This is a genomic window from Alteromonas sp. Cnat2-8 (assembly GCF_022348355.1).
In the GTDB taxonomy this organism is placed as follows: Bacteria; Pseudomonadota; Gammaproteobacteria; order Enterobacterales; family Alteromonadaceae; genus Alteromonas; species Alteromonas macleodii.
On record NZ_JAKREX010000001.1, the window covers coordinates 399,053 to 416,889 of the forward strand.

16 protein-coding genes are annotated in these 17,837 nt (G+C 45.5%); 4 read left to right on the plus strand and 12 right to left on the minus strand.

Translation table 11 applies throughout. The features are described 5' to 3' along the window. Positions 1 to 65: 65 nt before the first annotated feature. From MHN00_RS01695 to MHN00_RS01705, 3 genes are all read right to left on the minus strand, one after another. The gene (locus MHN00_RS01695) at positions 66 to 476 is read right to left on the minus strand and encodes a hypothetical protein (RefSeq protein WP_039224650.1); all 411 of its coding nucleotides are present in this window, start codon (positions 474 to 476) and stop codon (positions 66 to 68) included. 79 nt (positions 477 to 555) lie between these two features. Continuing rightward, on the minus strand, positions 556 to 1,485 hold the full coding sequence (locus MHN00_RS01700) for a PA2778 family cysteine peptidase (protein ID WP_239300015.1): 930 nt from the start codon (positions 1,483 to 1,485) through the stop codon (positions 556 to 558). A 4-nt stretch (positions 1,486 to 1,489) separates the two neighbouring features. Further along, a complete protein-coding gene (locus MHN00_RS01705) occupies positions 1,490 to 1,870 on the minus strand; it encodes a PA2779 family protein (RefSeq protein WP_187447122.1) in 381 nt (126 codons plus the stop codon). A gap of 655 nt (positions 1,871 to 2,525) precedes the next feature. On the opposite strand from MHN00_RS01705, the gene MHN00_RS01710 reads away from it, so the two are divergent. After that, positions 2,526 to 4,118 (plus strand): ABC-F family ATPase, encoded by a 1,593-nt coding sequence (locus MHN00_RS01710; RefSeq protein ID WP_014951404.1) that lies wholly within the window; start codon positions 2,526 to 2,528, stop codon positions 4,116 to 4,118. Positions 4,119 to 4,214: 96 nt separating this feature from the next. Here MHN00_RS01710 and MHN00_RS01715 read toward each other — a convergent pair whose 3' ends face one another. Genes MHN00_RS01715 through MHN00_RS01725 form a run of 3 tightly spaced genes read right to left on the minus strand, consistent with a single transcriptional unit; the run spans position 4,215 to position 7,182 of the window. Continuing rightward, positions 4,215 to 5,120 (minus strand): hypothetical protein, encoded by a 906-nt coding sequence (locus MHN00_RS01715; RefSeq protein WP_239300017.1) that lies wholly within the window; start codon positions 5,118 to 5,120, stop codon positions 4,215 to 4,217. Positions 5,121 to 5,167: 47 nt separating this feature from the next. After that, on the minus strand, positions 5,168 to 6,310 hold the full coding sequence (gene nagA / locus MHN00_RS01720; protein ID WP_239300019.1) for an N-acetylglucosamine-6-phosphate deacetylase: 1,143 nt from the start codon (positions 6,308 to 6,310) through the stop codon (positions 5,168 to 5,170). Beyond that, positions 6,307 to 7,182 (minus strand): BadF/BadG/BcrA/BcrD ATPase family protein, encoded by an 876-nt coding sequence (locus MHN00_RS01725; protein WP_239300021.1) that lies wholly within the window; start codon positions 7,180 to 7,182, stop codon positions 6,307 to 6,309. The genes nagA and MHN00_RS01725 overlap by 4 nt, the downstream gene beginning before the upstream one ends. Before the next feature lie 253 nt (positions 7,183 to 7,435). Between MHN00_RS01725 and MHN00_RS01730 the strand changes: the two genes are divergently transcribed. Next, complete coding sequence (locus tag MHN00_RS01730; RefSeq protein WP_239300023.1) at positions 7,436 to 8,200, plus strand: MipA/OmpV family protein; 765 nt, start codon at positions 7,436 to 7,438, stop codon at positions 8,198 to 8,200. A gap of 112 nt (positions 8,201 to 8,312) precedes the next feature. Here MHN00_RS01730 and MHN00_RS01735 read toward each other — a convergent pair whose 3' ends face one another. From MHN00_RS01735 to MHN00_RS01750, 4 genes are all read right to left on the minus strand, one after another. After that, the gene (locus MHN00_RS01735; protein ID WP_239300381.1) at positions 8,313 to 8,741 is read right to left on the minus strand and encodes a CreA family protein; all 429 of its coding nucleotides are present in this window, start codon (positions 8,739 to 8,741) and stop codon (positions 8,313 to 8,315) included. Between the two features lie 182 nt (positions 8,742 to 8,923). Beyond that, a complete protein-coding gene (gene hutH / locus MHN00_RS01740; RefSeq protein ID WP_239300025.1) occupies positions 8,924 to 10,504 on the minus strand; it encodes a histidine ammonia-lyase in 1,581 nt (526 codons plus the stop codon). A 2-nt stretch (positions 10,505 to 10,506) separates the two neighbouring features. Then, positions 10,507 to 12,246: a urocanate hydratase gene (gene hutU, locus MHN00_RS01745; RefSeq protein WP_239300027.1), complete on the minus strand. Its 1,740-nt coding sequence runs from the start codon at positions 12,244 to 12,246 to the stop codon at positions 10,507 to 10,509. Positions 12,247 to 12,351: 105 nt separating this feature from the next. After that, the gene (locus MHN00_RS01750; RefSeq protein WP_239300029.1) at positions 12,352 to 13,176 is read right to left on the minus strand and encodes a UTRA domain-containing protein; all 825 of its coding nucleotides are present in this window, start codon (positions 13,174 to 13,176) and stop codon (positions 12,352 to 12,354) included. 192 nt (positions 13,177 to 13,368) lie between these two features. On the opposite strand from MHN00_RS01750, the gene hutI reads away from it, so the two are divergent. Next, positions 13,369 to 14,628 (plus strand): imidazolonepropionase, encoded by a 1,260-nt coding sequence (gene hutI / locus MHN00_RS01755; RefSeq protein WP_239300031.1) that lies wholly within the window; start codon positions 13,369 to 13,371, stop codon positions 14,626 to 14,628. After that, positions 14,621 to 15,589 (plus strand): formimidoylglutamase, encoded by a 969-nt coding sequence (gene hutG, locus MHN00_RS01760; RefSeq protein ID WP_101563564.1) that lies wholly within the window; start codon positions 14,621 to 14,623, stop codon positions 15,587 to 15,589. Before hutI ends, hutG begins: the two co-directional genes overlap by 8 nt. A gap of 35 nt (positions 15,590 to 15,624) precedes the next feature. Here the strand turns inward: hutG and sstT are convergent, their stop codons facing one another. Both sstT and MHN00_RS01770 read right to left on the minus strand, forming a co-directional pair. Then, positions 15,625 to 16,845 carry a serine/threonine transporter SstT gene (gene sstT, locus MHN00_RS01765; protein WP_039224946.1) on the minus strand — a complete coding sequence of 407 codons (1,221 nt, stop codon included), beginning with the start codon at positions 16,843 to 16,845 and terminating at the stop codon, positions 15,625 to 15,627. A 796-nt stretch (positions 16,846 to 17,641) separates the two neighbouring features. Beyond that, positions 17,642 to 17,836, minus strand: a complete 195-nt coding sequence (locus tag MHN00_RS01770) for a hypothetical protein (RefSeq protein ID WP_239300033.1) — start codon at positions 17,834 to 17,836, stop codon at positions 17,642 to 17,644. Position 17,837 lies beyond the last annotated feature (1 nt).

The window sequence follows — 17,837 nt, forward strand, 5'->3', positions numbered from 1 at the left end:
TAACTGCACCAACCAGATGTGGGAAATGAGATAGTTAATTGCGCTATTAACTTATTACAGGCTAATTAGGAATCAGAGAGCAGAGATAGTTTGCGTTCATATTCGCGAGACAACCACGAAGAAGCTTCGTCAATATCTGTGAAAAAAAGATAATCCATACTTTTGAGCTCGGGGATCCTCTGAAACATTATTCCGCGTATAACAGGTCCTTTATAAACATAAGCTTTCGCGATTAATCCCATATCAGGGAGCCGTTTTATAATACGCTTGAGTATGTCGAAGGCCTCAGGAGTTGCACCTTCAACTTGGCTAATATCTGCCAGAAGGGAAAAGGGTCGTTGATTCAGTCCTATGACTAGTTTAAAAAGACGATCGCTGTAGTCTTCCGCACTTTTTTCATTAAACGCGCCATAGAGTCGAGTGGTGACTACTCCGTTCTCGTACGAAATTGTTGATGAGCTCAGTATTTTTGGCATAGCCTACTTTCACAATTACTTCCTAGGTTAATAGTAGACGATAAGTTTTCGTAAATGCGAATACTCTTAAAGTTTAGGTTTATTTCTCAGCCAATGTTAACAGCGGTTCGTTATTGGGAAAGCGTTCAAGCCCCTGTTTTAGAATTGTATTTGCCTTCTCGGGCATGTTGTTTTCGCGCAAAGCTAATACGTAGTTGTGAACATAAACATGTTGGTGCTGCCCCACTTCATAGCCTTTCTCAAACCAAACCACGGCTTGGTTGTCGTTTTGCTCTAAGTAATAATTGGCAATCAGGAAATAACTTAACCAGTACGTTGGCCATGTATGCGACGCGGTTTCCAAAAACGCCAATGAACGCGCTTTATCTCCCACTTTAAGCATGTCGTAAGCCGCACTTACATAAGTGAACGGTGTCATCTCAGGCGAGGTTACATTAGGAGGAACTGGTGCCAAATACCAGTAATTTCCTCTTCCCCACGTTCTTTCAAAAAGCTCAAGCGACATTTCGTGATTAGGCGTAAGGCCGGTGTGTAAAGTAACCGTCCCCTTATCACTATCGAACCCAATAACAACAGCGTAGTGCCATTGGGGTAATAACTGGATGGACAAATTTTGAAAAACAATCACTGGGATATCGTCTTTAACTAACGACATAATTGACGATAAAGTCCCTCGGTCAGAATATGGCAAAAAACCAAATTGTCGGGTAGCGCTCACCATTTCTAGTTGTAAACTCCCTTCTTTACTGGGAATGAATAACTTAGGCGCAATGTCATTTGGAGAGGTGCTTTCACCATAGTAACCAAACACTTCAGATAGTGTGGTAGGCCCGCAATAAAACTGTTCTTGGGGAAAAAACGGAACAGATTGAATAGTGTGAGATTCAGGTAAAGAGGCAAGTCCCTCTTGCCGCAGCTTGTCAGCTTGAGGTGTGGACTGACAGCCTGAAAGCAAAAATAGAAGCGAAAGGCCTACTAACGCGCAGGCCTTTTTAACTGAATTGATCATTCAATTAGCTGTTCACTGGACGAATAAATGGGTAAACGTCAGTTACACCAATTAGGTCCAAAATTGCGATAATAGCAAGTACGGTAAGCACTGCGCCCACAACGCCACCCGCTGGCGCTTGATTAATTTCATCATTTAATTGGGCAATTTCGCTGTCGGTCATGCCGTTGATTCTGGCGATAGCTTGGTTGCTATCTACACCTAAGCTAACCAATTTACGCTGCACGTCTGCACGATTAACCATGTCAATTAGCTGCTGCTTATTGTAGTGAGCGGCTTGAGTTTGCATTACGGAATCTGAGCTAATTGCTTCTGCATGCACGCTGCCAGACATTAAAACCGTTGCCGAAAAGCAACCAATCGCAATTTTTTTCAAAAATTTCATGATGTTTCCCTCTTTAAAATGCCCAGTTTTATTCTTCTTTTGCGTTACCTAACTCACGATAAACTAGAGTGAAATAAAACTTCGCACTGATTCAGCAGACGCATTTGCGCTCTGCGGTTTATTTTCAGTAGATAAGCACAGCAAGATTAAGACCAATTAAAAAGGCGTTTTTTGATAATAGACAAGATTCCATTTTTTCTCTTCAAAATTACGATTTAAGTAACCTTTATACTAAAAATGCTGATCAAAGCTTTGTTCGTTAATTCTGCATTGATGCATCACCGCGCGCTGACTTTTATGTAATATTTTCTTTATGCTGGAATTATTTGCTTGCCGCTAATAAAAAAAGAGCAACAAACAATAAGGGGCAATCTGTAGAATGAGCGGGGAATTCGAAACGCCTATTTCACGCCTCATACCATACGGAATTAAGTTTCAGGTGCAATTTTTGACAAAAACACGCAATAGAAGACAGTATCGGGATTAATACTTTCTTTAGCGTTTGGATAAAAAGCACATCAGCGCAAAAACTGTTCAAAATTCCCTCGACATGTAGCCCTCAATTCCTTATAGTGCGCGCGCTTTTATATATTAGTGAAGTGACAACCGCTTTCACTACTATCTCTTCTCATCGTTTTACCCCTGGATACCTGTTTTGATTACCACCGCAAATATCACAATGCAGTTTGGCTCTAAGCCATTATTTGAAAATATTTCCGCAAAATTCGGCAACGGCAACCGATACGGCCTAATTGGCGCAAACGGTTGTGGCAAGTCTACCTTTATGAAAATTCTAAGCGGTAAACTTACTCCATCGTCGGGCAACGTTTCTATGGCGCCAGGCACAAAGCTAGGTATCTTGAGTCAGGACCAGTTTGCGTTTGAAGAGTTTAGCGTAGTCGATACCGTTATCATGGGTGACCGTGAACTATGGGAAGTTAAGCAAGAGCGCGACGCCATTTACAGCAAGGCTGAAATGAGTGAAGAAGATGGCATGCGCGTGGCGGACTTGGAAACCCAATTTGCCGAGATGGATGGTTACACCGCCGAAGCGCGCGCTGGCGATATCTTAAACTCTGCTGGCATCGACGAAAGCTATCATTTTGGTTTAATGAAAGAAGTCGCACCTGGTAAAAAAGTACGTGTGCTTTTGGCGCAGGCATTATTTGCCGAGCCTGACATTCTGCTTCTAGACGAACCAACCAACAACTTGGATATCTACACCATCAGTTGGCTAGCTGAAGAGCTGAACAAACGTAAATCGACCATGCTTATTATTTCGCACGACAGACACTTTCTAAACTCTGTATGCACGCACATGGCCGATATCGACTACGGTGAGCTGCGCGTTTATCCGGGTAACTACGACGACTACATTCAAGCTGCCATGCTCGTTCAAGAACAGCTTCATGCAGAGAATGCTAAGAAGTCAGCGGAAATCGAAGAGCTACAGAGCTTCGTAGCGCGATTCTCTGCCAACGCATCGAAAGCGAAACAAGCCACCTCGCGTGCCCGCCGTCTTGAGAAAATTGAATTAGCTGAGGTAAAAGCGTCTAGCCGTCGTAAGCCTTATATTGTGTTTAACCAACATAAGAAACTTCACCGACTTGCTATTACTCTTGAAGAGCTAGGCCATAGCTACCCAGATCTTCCGTTATTCGATAACGCGAACTTGCTATTAGAGGCAGGTCAGCGCTTGGCGATTATTGGTGAGAACGGGGCCGGCAAAACCACGCTTTTGAAGTGTTTGGTTAATGACATTGAACCTACCGCAGGTAGCTATAAGTGGGCTGAAAACGCTGCGATTGGTTACATTCCGCAGGATAACGCTAAATACTTTGCCGAAGATATCACTATGTTTGAGTGGATGAGCCAATGGCGTAGCCCCAAACACGATGACCTGCAAATAAAAGGTATGTTAGGACGTTTGCTATTTACGTCTGACGACTTCAACAAACGCGTGCAGGTATGTTCTGGTGGTGAGAAAAACCGTTTGCTGTTCGGAAAGCTAATGCTTCAAGACATCAACGTATTGGTAATGGATGAACCCACTAACCACATGGACATGGAGTCGATTGAAGCCTTGAACAATGCGCTATACAAGTTTGATGGCACTGTTATTTTTGTTAGTCACGACCGTGAATTCGTTTCGTCACTGGCAACGCAAATCATCGAAATTAAAGACAAGAAACTGAATCACTTCGATGGAAACTACGAAGAGTTTTTGGCGCATAAAGAAAACGCGTAATTATATATCGATGTCTTCATCAATAGATGAAGTGAGCCACATAACAAAACGGGCACTTATTTAAGTGCCCGTTTTTTGTTTCAGTATATTAAATGCTTACTGACCAGATAAATACTTGCCAACCGCTGTCGCTAAGCGGTCAAAGTAGTTAACAATCGTATTTTTAATTGGCGCTAACTCTTGTTCTGTTATTTCATCAAAGTTATCTGGCGGTGTGAAATCTTCAACACGCTCATTTTTTAGCGCATCATCTTGAAATTCGGTAAACACTGGCAGCGTTAAGATATCAACTGGCTTGTCTAAACGCTCAATACTAACGTTAAAGCTTGCCGAAGCAATATAGTGATCGGTACCCAAAAAACTACGCGTAAACAGTCCGAACCCTTTGCTTTGATGCTCTGAACATCCATACGTACCGCACTCGGTAATAGCCACCGTCGGCGCTTCTTCAACGATAATCACAGTGGCAATGCCTTTGTCTAACAACGATTTTCTTAACGTGTTTTGTTTGTCATTGAACGCCCCGTTATTTCCTTCACCCATCACAAAATCTAGGGCGCCTGCATCGTCAACCATAGAAGAGATATCCACCGCAGTGAAACGACTGTTTTGCTCAATGGCTTTTTTGAATGTGCTATAAAGCGTGTTGTTCAATTGCCAGTCGTAGCTATATTCTTTCGTAAAATTGTTAAATTTAGTGGTACCGATATGCGTGTGAGTGGGAAACTTTTTAGCGCTAACCCATACCCCAACTTTTTGTTTTGGTGGCGCTACTGGCTTGCTAACTGGCTCTTTAGTCGATTCGCCTTTCGTGGTTCCATCATTTACGCTGTCGCCATCTTGCACCACATCTTTTCGCTCTGTGCTTTCAGTTGGCGTGGCTTCCTCGCTATTAGGTTGAGAAGGAACGCTTTCGCCAGAATCCATACCTCGTTGCGTAACACACCCTGCAGCCAACATTAATACGGCTAACAGAACAGTAAACTTTGTCACAAACTTCATAACACTTCCTTATTTCAAAGCCATTTAAGTTAATACTAAATTTCTACCTAAAAGACCATTCTCATATTACTGAAAACGTGGGTCAGTGCATTGGCGGAATTAAGCAGTAAAAAGTCTGCGCGCTGACCTTCGGTAATGCTGCCTATGTCACTCGCTAGCCCCATAAATTGAGCCGGCGTGGCACTCGCCATTTTGCTCGCATCTTCTAGCGTTACACCGCAATCATTGTGCGTATTCAAAACTGCACTATGCATATCTAAGCACGAGCCAGCCAGTGTTTTGCCGTCTGGCGTAGTAAGTTTATCGCCATGCCTAACGATCTCGGTATTAAAAAAGTGAAGACGCTCAATATCACTGCCCACATGCGCCATGGCATCGGTAACCAACAAGGCGCGGTTGGCAGTTTTCACGTTTAATGCCAACTCAGCACTTTTGCGGTGTAAGTGGTGATGATCGATAATAAAACCACAATATACTCTGTCATTAAGCAACGCGGCACCAACGGCTCCTGGCTCCCGGGAGGTTAATGCAGACATAGCGTTGTACAAATGCGTAAAGCCTGTAGCTCCCGCGTCGATAGCCGCCTGAACTTGCTCATAGCTGGCATTGGTGTGCCCAATTGCAACCACAACACCTTCAGCAACCATTTCTTTTATGAAGCTAGTACTCACCGTTTCTGGTGCGACAGTAAGTAAGACTTTACCAATATCTTTGCGACATAAGGTTGCAAGCTCTGCGTCAGAAGGCGTTCTTATAAATTGTGCTTCGTGCACACCCTTTTTTGCTTTACTCAAAAAGGGTCCCTCAAAGTGAATCCCTTTTATTAACGCTTTAATGCACTCTGGGCCGCCCGCAATTACTTCCGCAATGGCATCCGCCGCCTGAGCCATTGTTGAAGCATTATCGGTAATGATAGTTGGCAACATGGACGTTGTGCCGAAACGAAGATGAGCCAGCGCCATGGTTTCTACTATAGCGGCAGAAGGGCTATGGTTAAAAAGCACACCACCACCGCCGTTCACTTGCGTGTCGAAATAACCGGGAATGAGCTTTCCGTTGTAAATACTATTGAGCTCTGCTGAGGTCGCATCGCTAATACTGACTATCTTGCCGCTATCAGCAGTAATGGTTTGGTTTTCAAGCCAACCTTTTGGCGTTAAAACCTGCTCGACAGTAATTGATTCTATCATTCGCTTTTTACTCTTTTGGCAAAGCTGATAGCGCCATATTCAGCACTTTTTAGCGGCGCTGTTAAATTAGAAGAGATAGAAGACGAAAGTAAAGGCGTGTAAACATCAGCGAGACCGCCAACCAAACATAGCGGCAATGTAGAAGCCTGATTAATCAATGCTTCACCCAACTGATTGAGGTAATTTGCTCCCTTTCGAATAAGAGAGGTCGCGGCGGCACACTGGTCTCGATAAGCCTGTATAACCACTGGGGCAATATCACCAAAATCTGCAGCGTTGTAATTTGCCACCAAGGTCACTAATTGCTGAGGTGACGCTAAATTAAGGTGCTCACAAATTCGCTTCTTTAATTCACTAACGGGCTCTACGCCGTCATAAGAAAGCAGTACATGCTTTATAGCTGATAAGCCCAACCACGCACCACTTGCATCATCGCCAACTTGCAGGCCGTAACCACCTTTGTCAGTGAACACACCCTTGTCGTAATGGGTTGCCGCTGAACCTGTACCGCAAATAATAAGAGCTCCAGACTGATTATCGTGCGCGCCCAAACAAGCGGCGTGTAAATCACTTATTACCACGGTATCGGCAAATGGGTTGTCTAACGCCAAAAAAGTCTGCTTTGCTTGAGGAATATTCGCCCCTGCCAATCCGGCAGCTAGCAACACTTCTTCGCATGTAATCGGCAACGCAGCACTTTCTATTGCGTCTAACGTTGCATCTATTACCGACCCCATTGCTTGTTCGGGGTTGGTCATTATATTTGCAGGGCCTGCCGCCCCTTCACCTAATGTATTGCCATCAATATCTTGCAACAATGCACGGCACCGGGTGCCACCACCGTCAATACCCACTACATATTTGTAACTCACGGGTTACCTGCTTCTCTAAACTATTCAATACAACTTGTTGTATGCACTTTACCACACCGATTTCACAGAATAACTTGCTTTCTTGCCAGTAACGCAGCCTTTCACGTTACCTGAAGACCCTTATACCAATCCGCATAGATAATTGCCCACTCAGAAGCCGCTGTAAAAACGTACAGCTTAGCTCAATAGGCACAAGCGAATATGATCGAAGAACACAGCAGAGCAGTATCTTGATTAAAAAGGAAATTTACCTATGAATTTAAAAACCGTTATTGGCGCAATAGCTCTAGCTTGTGTAGGTGTTAGTTCTACTCCTGTTATTGCACAACAAGCTGGCGCTCAACAGCCTCAGGGTTGGATGTGGGGTTTTGGCGTCGCAGCATCGCAAGATGTATATACCGACTTTGATAATCGCGTTGTTCCTATTCCTATTATCGGCTACACCGGTGAAAAGTTACGCGTTTACGGACCATTTATTGGCTATGAACTTTTTCGCGAAAGTGGCTTTACTCTTGACGCTCAGCTTGTCCCGATATTTGCAGGTTATGAAGAAGATGACAGTGCCGTATTTACAGGTATGGACGACAGAGATTTTAGCTACGCGGCCGGAGTTGGGCTTAACTACAACACGGGTAGCTGGGTTTATTCATTGTCAACCAATGCCGATATTCTTGGTAAGTTTGATGGCTACCAAGCGTCCGCCCGTATCGGGAAAAGGTTTAGAATAAATAACTTCATGATCGAGCCGTCTATAGGCGTAAACTACCAAGATAGCAATTACGTCGACTATTACTACGGCGTGCGCCCTGAAGAAGCCACAGCATTTCGAAGTGCATATAACGGCGATAGCGCGCTCAATACGGAAGTACGCGTTGCCATCTCAACCCGACAGTTTCTGGGCGGCATGACTCGTTTAGAAGTTGGCGCCACCTTCTTTGACGATAGCATCAGCGATAGCCCGCTGACAGACGATGATACCGCGCTTAACGCCATGCTGGTTTATACACGCTTTTTCTAGACTATTGCTAATAGCCTACTCTACAACCGCGTAGATGGCTTAAAGACAAGGTTCTAGCATCAAAAAAGCCCTCATGTAAGAGGGCTTTTTAATATTGAGTTGATGCGTTTCGCTACGCGGGCTTTTTAAACGCTAGCGTTTCCCACAGTGGCACCGTAGACAAACTATGTTTATAGCTGCCAGATGTCTCTTTGGTGCTGTAAGACAAGTAAATCAGCGTTTTTGAGTCGGCATCGTAAATTCTTCGAAGCTTCATGTTTTTGAAAAACACGCTCTTCGATTTTTTGAATATTACTTCACCTGAATCTGACTTATCAATGGCGTTTAGCATCTCAGCCGTAATAGGGCCGGTTTGTCTGCACGCGATTGAACTGTCTGATGGATCCGACAAGTCAAGGTTCGCTTCAATACTTGAAATATGGCAGGTTACACCTGTCACGATGGGGTCTTGAAGCGCATCAATTTTAATGTCTTTTGTGGTAAAAAGACCAAGAGACACATCGCCCACTTCGCTGTCGCTACAGCCTGCCAACGTAAACATCGACGCGGCGAGCAAACCCAACACAGTGCTTTTCACAAAAGAGCCGCTCTTAAAAGTGCCTTTCATAGAAGTACGAGCCTCGTATGAACTTAACCAACGTCCATTTGTTTTCATATCATTCCCACCTCTGCTCTATTCATGATCTTTATTTGTTTACTCGAAATACCGAGCCTGTGATCATTTTAGCCTAACAGGTTTAACTGTGTCTTATCCATAAGGTCGTGCTGCTTAATAAGTTGCTTTGCCTTTTCAATGTCTGGCGCAAAATAACGGTCTTTCTCGTAAAACGGCACTTGGTCTCTTAGTAGCTGCATCAACACTTGGAGCTTTTCGCTGGTTTTAAACGGCTTCCTAAAATCTAACCCTTGGCAGGCCGCTAACCACTCAATGGCCAATATACCTGCAACGTTATCGAAAATATCTCGTAAACGCCTCGCGGCGAAGGTAGCCATAGACACGTGGTCTTCTTGGTTCGCAGACGTAGGCAACGAATCGATAGATGCGGGGTGCGCCAGGGTTTTGTTTTCACTAGCAAGCGCCGCACAGGTAACCTGCGCAATCATGAAGCCCGAGTTTACCCCACCATTTTCAACCAGGAACGGTGGCAAACCACTCAAATGCGTATCAATCATTAGCGACATTCTGCGCTCCGACAGTGCGCCAATTTCAGATAGTGCAATAGCCAGCATATCTGCCGCCATTGCCACGGTTTCCGCATGAAAGTTACCGCCAGATAGAATATCGCCAGTTAGCGTATCAGCGTCATCATTATTTTCAACAAAAACCAACGGGTTGTCGCTTACTCCATTGGCTTCAACCACCAAAATCTCTTGGGCATAGCGCATTTGCTGTAAACACGCTCCCATCACCTGTGGCTGGCAACGCAGAGAGTACGGGTCTTGTACTTTTTCACACCGTTGATGTGAATGACCAATCTCTGAGGTGTCTAGCAATGTTCTAAACGCAGTCGCCACATCGCTCTGGCTTTTGTGGCCACGCACTTCGTGGATCCGCGCGTCGAACGGCACGCGGGAACCTAATGCGGCCTCAACAGTAAGCGCACCAATACCAATAGCACTATGAAGCGCATTTTCAGTATAAAACAACCCCTGAAGTGCAAACGCTGTCGAGGCTTGCGTGCCGTTTAACAGTGCTAAGCCTTCTTTGGGTGCCAGCGCAATTGGCTGCATGCCCGCTATTTCAAGGGCTTGGGCTGCACTAATTCTCTCTCCTTTATAAAAAGCTTCCCCTTCCCCTAACAGCACCACACTCATGTGTGCTAAAGGCGCTAAGTCGCCGCTGGCGCCTACCGAGCCTTTTTCAGGAATGGCGGGATAAACCTGTGCATTAAACAAGGTAATGAGCGCTTCTATTACGCTGAGGCGAATGCCAGAGTAGCCACGGGCCAAGGAGTTAATTTTTAACAACATGAGCAGGCGCACAGTATCTTCCTGCATAAAGTCGCCCGTACCGGCCGCGTGCGATAACACAATACTGCGCTGCAATAACTCTAACTCATCAACGTTAATACGGGTATTAGCCAACAAACCAAAGCCAGTATTGATACCATAGACCGTACGGTTCTCTTTAATGACATTAAGCACTACTTGCTCGGCGGCGTTTATAGCGGGTATTGCACTTTCATCTAACGATAAATGAACGTGGCTTCTATGCACTTCACGCAATTGATCTAACGTTAACGTGCCTGGCACAAGGTTAAGTTGCTTAACACCACTGCTTTCAGTGAAAGATGATTGCAACATGACTATTTCTCCCCGCCTAAGCTCTTGTTCGAGCTTGAATGAGTGCCTGTTCTATCGGGGATTTGGTTATTAGCCACGCTATTGACCATGGGAAGATCCAAGTTGTGCTTAGCAGCACAGTCTTTTGCAATGTCGTAGCCTGCATCTGCATGACGCATTACGCCCGTGGCAGGGTCGTTATGAAGAACCCGAGCAATACGCTCAGCCGCTTCGTCCGTACCGTCACAAACAATCACTACACCCGAGTGTTGGCTAAAACCCATTCCTACACCGCCACCATGATGAAGGCTTACCCAGGTTGCACCACCCGCTGTATTTAATAGGGCATTCAGCAGCGGCCAATCTGATACGGCATCTGAACCATCGAGCATAGCCTCTGTTTCTCTATTAGGTGATGCTACCGAACCAGAGTCGAGATGATCCCGTCCAATCACAACTGGCGCGCTTAACTCGCCACTGCGAACCATTTCATTAAAGGCAAGCCCCAGCTTTTGTCTTTCACCCAGCCCCACCCAGCAAATACGCGCGGGCAGGCCTTGGAACTGAATACGTTCTTTGGCCATATCTAGCCAGTTATGTAGATGGGGGTTGTCGGGTATAAGCTCTTTAACTTTCGCGTCCGTTTTATAGATATCTTCCGGATCGCCTGACAGCGCAGCCCATCTGAAAGGCCCTATGCCCTGACAAAAAAGCGGTCGAATATAAGCAGGAACGAAACCTGGGAAATCGAACGCATGCTCAATACCCTCTTCTAGCGCCATTTGTCTAATGTTGTTGCCATAATCAAGAGTAGCAGCGCCAGCTTGTTGGAAGCCAAGCATTGCTTTAACTTGCAGCGCCATCGACTGTTTAGCACTTTTCACAACACCCGCTTCGTCTTTTTTACGCTGCGCCTCAGCTTGATCTAGCGTCCACCCCACTGGTAGATAGCCATTCAACGGATCGTGCGCACTGGTTTGGTCGGTCACAACGTCGGGAACAATCCCTTTCGCTAGCATATCGGGATATACTTCAGCGGCATTGCCTAATAGGCCAATTGATACAGGCTTCCCAGCTTCTTTGGCTTCTTCTAGGAGTTGCATGGCTTCATCTAACGAATGCGCTTTTTTGTCCAAATAGCCCGTGCGAATTCTGAAATCTATGCGAGTTTCATCCACCTCCACAGCTACCATTGAAAAGCCAGCCATGGTTGCAGCTAAAGGCTGTGCTCCGCCCATACCGCCCAAGCCACCAGTCAAAATCCAGCGTCCTTCAGCGCTTCCTTCAAAATGCGTTTTGGCCACGCTCACAAACGTTTCATAAGTCCCTTGGACAATGCCTTGCGAGCCTATGTATATCCATGACCCTGCGGTCATTTGCCCGTACATCATCAAACCTTCTTTATCCAGAGCGTTAAAGTGCTCCCAGTTTGCCCAATGCGGTACAAGGTTAGAGTTAGCAATTAACACACGAGGTGCATTTTCGTGAGTGGGAAATACCCCAACAGGTTTGCCTGATTGAACCAGCAACGTCTCATCAGTATTTAAACGCTTGAGTACTTCTACAATTTTGTCGTAAGACGCCCAGTCACGGGCCGCACGCCCAATACCGCCGTAAACCACCAGATTTTGCGGATGCTCCGCAACGTCTGGATCCAGGTTATTCATTAACATGCGAAGCGGCGCTTCAGTTTGCCAGCTCTTCGCATTTAACGTACTGCCTCTTGGGGCACGTATTTCTCTTGTAGGGTCGAGGCGTTTCATAAACTTCTCCTAGGCATATTCTTACGTTTGCCGATTTGTTTTTTATTAGGAAGTGTCATCTTTTTAGAAAGCAATGAGTTGCTAGCGCCTTTGGCGCAATGACACTTAGAACTCCAAGTGTCCTCCCAAGCGGTATCGACTACCTGGGTGATACAGCACCGCGTGGCTAACCACTGCGCTTGAACTCGCTTTTGGACTATTATCTAAGGATGAATCTGACGTCGCCCTTAAACCGTTCTTTATCTGAGCATTCGCCGTTGACGACTCGCCAATATTGCTCTCATCGCTGGTTATTGCGCTGGGCACTCGAGAGAAGGTTCGTCGCGTAATTTTCAGGCACGGCTCTTTAGGCTTAATCAGTAGTGCTTGTGCAATATCTTTTTCAACAACCACAGCTTCTACGCTGTGATCGGCTTGTGAAAGGGGCGCGACCTGATTCAAATAAAAGTTTGCAGTTTGAGCTTTAAAATCTTTATCTAAATAGTCGTTAATCCACGCTGGGTTAACCCACCTATCTTCATACTGCACGGGTAGATTGTTCTCGCAGTGAACGATAATGCTATGAAATACTGGCTCTCCCACATCGATACCCAGTCGTTGAGCAATAGCATCACTGGCTGGCGAGGTTTCCAACACTAATATCTCGTTAGTGTATCTATGCCCCCGCTGCTCTATTTCATCGCGAATACTTTTGATCTCAAGCATTGAGCTCATAGGGCGACTATCTGACACAAAGGTGCCGATTCCCTGGCTGCGCATTAAAATGCCCTCGTCCACCATTTCACTTAACGCTCTTCTAGCAGTCATTCGGCTTACACCGTGCTGCTGGGCAAGTTGGTTTTCTGAAGGCACTTGGCTACCCGGCTTCATCTCACCACTTTCGATGGCATCCAAAATTGCTGTCTTAATTACTCTGTACCGAGGTTGCATATCGTGGCCATTCACAACTAAATTGTTAATAATATGCTAACAGCATACTTGTATATACAAGTATGCACAAGTACACTGAACTCAAAATTTACACTGCGTTTCAGTAAAGATTCTGGACAAAGCCAGACAAAGAACTAGACGACTAGTTAGACGAAAAAACCAGACAAGAGGTGGCTTAGAGTGGAGCACGTTATGGGTTATCAGTACGACACACTTATTTACAATGTTCGCATTGCGTCTATGCAAGACAACAAGTTGCCCTATGGCGAATTACCGCCACACGCCATTGCCATAAAAGACGGCAAAATTGCTGCGTTTCTTCCTTGCGATGACTCATTAGACGACGTGTTTGAGCAGGCCAAAAGCGTAATAGATGCCACTACCCTACTTCCCCAAAATGAAGGTTCAACGCCCAAACACCCGTGGCTATTGCCTGGCTTCATCGATTGTCATACGCATCTAGTGTATGGCGGCAATCGCGCCGAAGAATTCGAAATGCGATTGCAGGGGGCAAGTTATGTAGACATTGCGCAGCGCGGCGGTGGTATTAAAGGGACGGTTGAAAAAACTCGACGCTCTGACGAAAACACCCTGCTTCACACTGCGATAAAACGCGCAAAGCGACTGTGCGAAGAAGGTGTTACCACCATTGAAGTCAAATCAGGTTACGGGCTGGATTTAGACACTGAAGTGCGTATGTTACGTGTGGCAAAATCCCTTGAGCAGCACCTTCCTGTGAGTATTCAAACTACCTATTTAGGCGCTCACGCCCTGCCCAATGAATTTGCTGAGGACTCAGACGGATATATCGATTTTATTTGCGACGAGGCACTTCCTCACATTGCTTCGAAAAACTTGGCTGACGCCGTTGATGTATTTTGTGAAACTATCGGTTTTTCAACTTCACAAACAGAACGAGTGTTTAGCTGCGCACAGCAGCACGGTTTACCCATTAAAGCTCATGTAGAACAGCTTAGCGACAGCAAAGGCGCAGTGCTAGCAGCTAAGTACGGCGCACTATCGGTAGATCACATTGAATATTTAGCTGACAGCGATATTCCCTTACTTGCCCAAAGTGGCACCGTTGCCGTGCTTTTACCAGGCGCTTTTTATTACTTGAGTGAAGTTCAAAAGCCGCCGGTAGACGCCCTAAGGGCGCACAATGTGCCCATGGCCTTAGCCACTGACTTTAACCCAGGTAGTTCGCCGTTAGCCTCAATCCTTACCGCGATAAATATGGGGTGTGTGCTGTTTCAACTTACGCCAGAAGAAGCGCTACGCGGCGCCACTGCACACGCGGCTAGCGCACTTGGGCTGCACGACCGAGGTGTTATTGAAGCAGGTAAGCTTGCTGACTTAACACTTTGGGATATCGAAACGCCGGCAGAGCTCGCCTATTGTATTAATGGGCACCGCCCCGTTGCGGTGTTTAAGGAAGGTAAACATGTTTAAGTGGCAAGGCAGAATAGACAGTGAAGACGGCATTGAGGGCCTACGTTGGCATCAAAAAGTTAACGAACTTGAAGTGGGCGAAGATAATTCATTAGCCAACGCCGTTACCCTTGTTGGTTTTGAGAGTGATTTAGGTGTGGCATTTAACAAAGGCCGCGTAGGTGCAGCTGCTGGTCCAAACGCTATTCGCCAGGCACTGGCAAACTTACCCTGGCACTGGCCAAGCGCAGCATTGGCTGATTTAGGGAATGTTACCGCTAAAGAGAACTTAGCCCAGGCACAAACCCAATATGCCGACGCCATTTGTTATGCGCTCAAGCAAAATGATAGATTGGTCATTGGGCTGGGAGGGGGACATGAAATTGCATGGGGGAGCTATCAAGGGGTTTTCAATGCTAAGCCCGAAAGCGCCCGCATTGGAATTATTAATTTCGACGCCCATTTTGATTTAAGAAAGCCTTCACCAAACACCAGTTCAGGTACGCCGTTCAGGCAAGTGTATGATCACTGCCAGCTACACGACACACCGTTTCATTACGCTTGTTTGGGCGTATCGAAAGCAGCCAATACACCAGCGCTGTTTAACTTTGCCAATACGTCCAACACGCGCTATTTAACCGATGTGGCGTTAAATGATGAATCACTGTGTATGCAGCGAATAGATGAGCTACTATCTCCGATGCTAAAAGACATCGATGAGCTTTACGTCACTGTATGTTTAGATGCATTTCCAGCAGCACAAGCACCTGGGGTTAGCGCGCCCAGTGCGTTGGGGATTTCCCCCACACTTGTTATCAACACACTGCACTTTTTAGCACAGCACCAAAATACTTATGGGTATCAATGGAGACTGTGTGACGTTGCGGAAATGAACCCCAATTATGATATTGATAGCCGCACAGCAAAGCTGGCTGCACGGCTAATTTTTGAAGCAGTAGATGCAGTAAGTTCGCACACTTAAACTGTTTAACGCTTTAACGTTTGACGCTTTTATGTTTACTGGCCGCCTGCCCTTTCACACGCAGCGGCGGTAAACAAGACATCGGTAGAGCTATTTAATGCTGTTTCAGCAGAGTCTTGCAGTACGCCAACAATAAAGCCCACCGCAACAACCTGCATAGCCACTTCATTGGGTATATTAAACAGGCTACAGGCAAGCGGAATAAGCAGCAGCGAACCACCTGCAACACCTGAACTTCCACATGCTGATACCGCAGCGATAACGCTTAACAATACAGCAGTAGGGAAATCTACAGAAATTCCCAAGGTATTAACCGCAGCTAGCGTCAACACGGTTATTGTGATCGCAGCCCCAGCCATATTAATGGTGGCGCCTAACGGAATAGATACCGAATAGGTGTCCTCATCAAGCTTTAAGCGTTTACACAGCGCCATGTTTACCGGAATATTCGCCGCCGAACTACGAGTGAAGAATGCCGTAATGCCACTTTCCTTAAGGCATTTGAACACCAAAGGATAAGGGTTCTTTTTGGTTGCCAGAAATACTAACAAGGGGTTGGTCACTAGTGCGATAAATAGCATCGCGCCAATCAGTACCGTTAATAAATGAGAGTAGCCAAGCAATGCTTCAAAGCCCGTTGTAGCAATGGTATTAGCTACCAAGCCGAAAATACCGAAGGGCGCGAGTTTAATAACAAAACCCACCACGGTTGTTACGCTATCTGCCATATTTTGAAGTAGCGCTTTCGTTGCCTCGCTAGCATGACGTAGACCTAAGCCTAGACCTACAGCCCACGTGAGAATACCAATGTAATTTCCATTTACTAATGCATTTACCGGATTATCTACCATGTTATAAAGCAAAGTAGTAAGGACTTCCGACACACCTTTCGGCGCAGCTTGGCTAACATCTGAAGTCACTAAGCTTAAGCTTGTAGGAAAAGCAAAGCTTGCCAACACGGCGGTGAGCGCGGCCAGTAGTGTGCCCATCAAATAAAGCACAAGCACGGGTTTGATAAAGGTTTGCTCGTTTTGCTTATGGTTGGCAATGGATGCCATGACCAAAACAAAAACCAATAAAGGAGCTATTGCTTTTAAGGCTTTTACAAATAAGTTACCCAATAGCCCTGCTGATTGAGCAGCTGAAGGTGAAAAACTCGCTATCGCAATACCGCATACGATACCAATGATAATTTGCAGTACCAAACTGCCATTCATGTAGCGCTGAAACAAGCTGGGGCGTGACGTTGAATCCATAAATGTTGGTCCATTATTATTTTGACGACGCACCATAAAGGATAACGTTACACAAATGAACCTGTTTGGTCTTAGTTACTCGCAAATAACCGTATGCTTGCCGTTTATAAGGGTTTACATTCATGACACAAGTCTTAGTGTGATGCTCAGTTTAGTGCTGACTAATTATCACTCAGCAACCTTTCAATTCACAATCCATTAGAAAACGCAGTACACAAAATTAGTCCGTGTTATTGAGCGGTGAATTTGACCAGCATCACGCTGCTTAACTGAACAATGAAAATCAGTTATTTCAATAAACAAAATATATTAGTACCAATCCGCATAAGAAACATTAACGCTATCGTCTAGAAATAGTGGCAGCTGTATTTGCGTGAGGTTTTAAGTTTTTCCAGTAGGCGCTTCGGAGAAAACATGAAATGAGTTGTCGTGAAGATAAGTAAGCGAACTAACCCGTGGGTGATGTCAGTTGAAATCGCGCGCTCAATCATTAGCACAGAGCGCTTTGGGAGATCTAACGAACAGCAGCCTAAAAGGAATAGCTAAACCCAACACCCGCTGACGTTATAGATTGCCATTGAGTGTAATGCCTATCAATAATTTGGAACTCTTAGCTGTGCGTCTTTCATCGCAACAAACCAAAAAGTGCGACAATGAATAAATATCGGCATTGCTAAAAGTGCCGAAGTACTCCTCCCCTAATCAGAGGTAAAACGCCAATGATATCACTAATAATCAGGTCATTTAGTTAAAAACGGTCCGATATTAAATACGGACCGTTTAACTTTAAATGAGCCTACGATAAATCATGCATTGAATCAGGGGTTCTGTAATGCGAGTCAATCCCAGCTAAACCATAGCTTGGAGGGGTTACTAGACCACTTGCAAGAGCTTTCGAATAAGAATTTAGGTACTCCAACTGCTCTTTCGGTAAAACAGAAGAAGCCAGCTTTTGTTTCTCAGCTTTTACCATTTCAACGATTGTTGCCATT

Coding starts and splice junctions, on each gene's coding strand:
- hutI (WP_239300031.1), top strand. CDS start 13,369: ATGGGTTATCAGTACGACACACTTATTTACAATGTTCGCATTGCGTCT.
- sstT (WP_039224946.1), bottom strand. CDS start 16,845: ATGGATTCAACGTCACGCCCCAGCTTGTTTCAGCGCTACATGAATGGC.
- MHN00_RS01735 (WP_239300381.1), bottom strand. CDS start 8,741: ATGTTTACGTTGGCAGGCTGTAGCGACAGCGAAGTGGGCGATGTGTCT.
- nagA (WP_239300019.1), bottom strand. CDS start 6,310: ATGATAGAATCAATTACTGTCGAGCAGGTTTTAACGCCAAAAGGTTGG.
- MHN00_RS01705 (WP_187447122.1), bottom strand. CDS start 1,870: ATGAAATTTTTGAAAAAAATTGCGATTGGTTGCTTTTCGGCAACGGTT.
- MHN00_RS01750 (WP_239300029.1), bottom strand. CDS start 13,176: ATGCAACCTCGGTACAGAGTAATTAAGACAGCAATTTTGGATGCCATC.
- hutH (WP_239300025.1), bottom strand. CDS start 10,504: ATGTTGCAATCATCTTTCACTGAAAGCAGTGGTGTTAAGCAACTTAAC.
- MHN00_RS01715 (WP_239300017.1), bottom strand. CDS start 5,120: ATGAAGTTTGTGACAAAGTTTACTGTTCTGTTAGCCGTATTAATGTTG.
- MHN00_RS01695 (WP_039224650.1), bottom strand. CDS start 476: ATGCCAAAAATACTGAGCTCATCAACAATTTCGTACGAGAACGGAGTA.
- MHN00_RS01700 (WP_239300015.1), bottom strand. CDS start 1,485: ATGATCAATTCAGTTAAAAAGGCCTGCGCGTTAGTAGGCCTTTCGCTT.
- MHN00_RS01730 (WP_239300023.1), top strand. CDS start 7,436: ATGAATTTAAAAACCGTTATTGGCGCAATAGCTCTAGCTTGTGTAGGT.
- hutG (WP_101563564.1), top strand. CDS start 14,621: ATGTTTAAGTGGCAAGGCAGAATAGACAGTGAAGACGGCATTGAGGGC.
- hutU (WP_239300027.1), bottom strand. CDS start 12,246: ATGAAACGCCTCGACCCTACAAGAGAAATACGTGCCCCAAGAGGCAGT.
- MHN00_RS01770 (WP_239300033.1), bottom strand. CDS start 17,836: ATGGCAACAATCGTTGAAATGGTAAAAGCTGAGAAACAAAAGCTGGCT.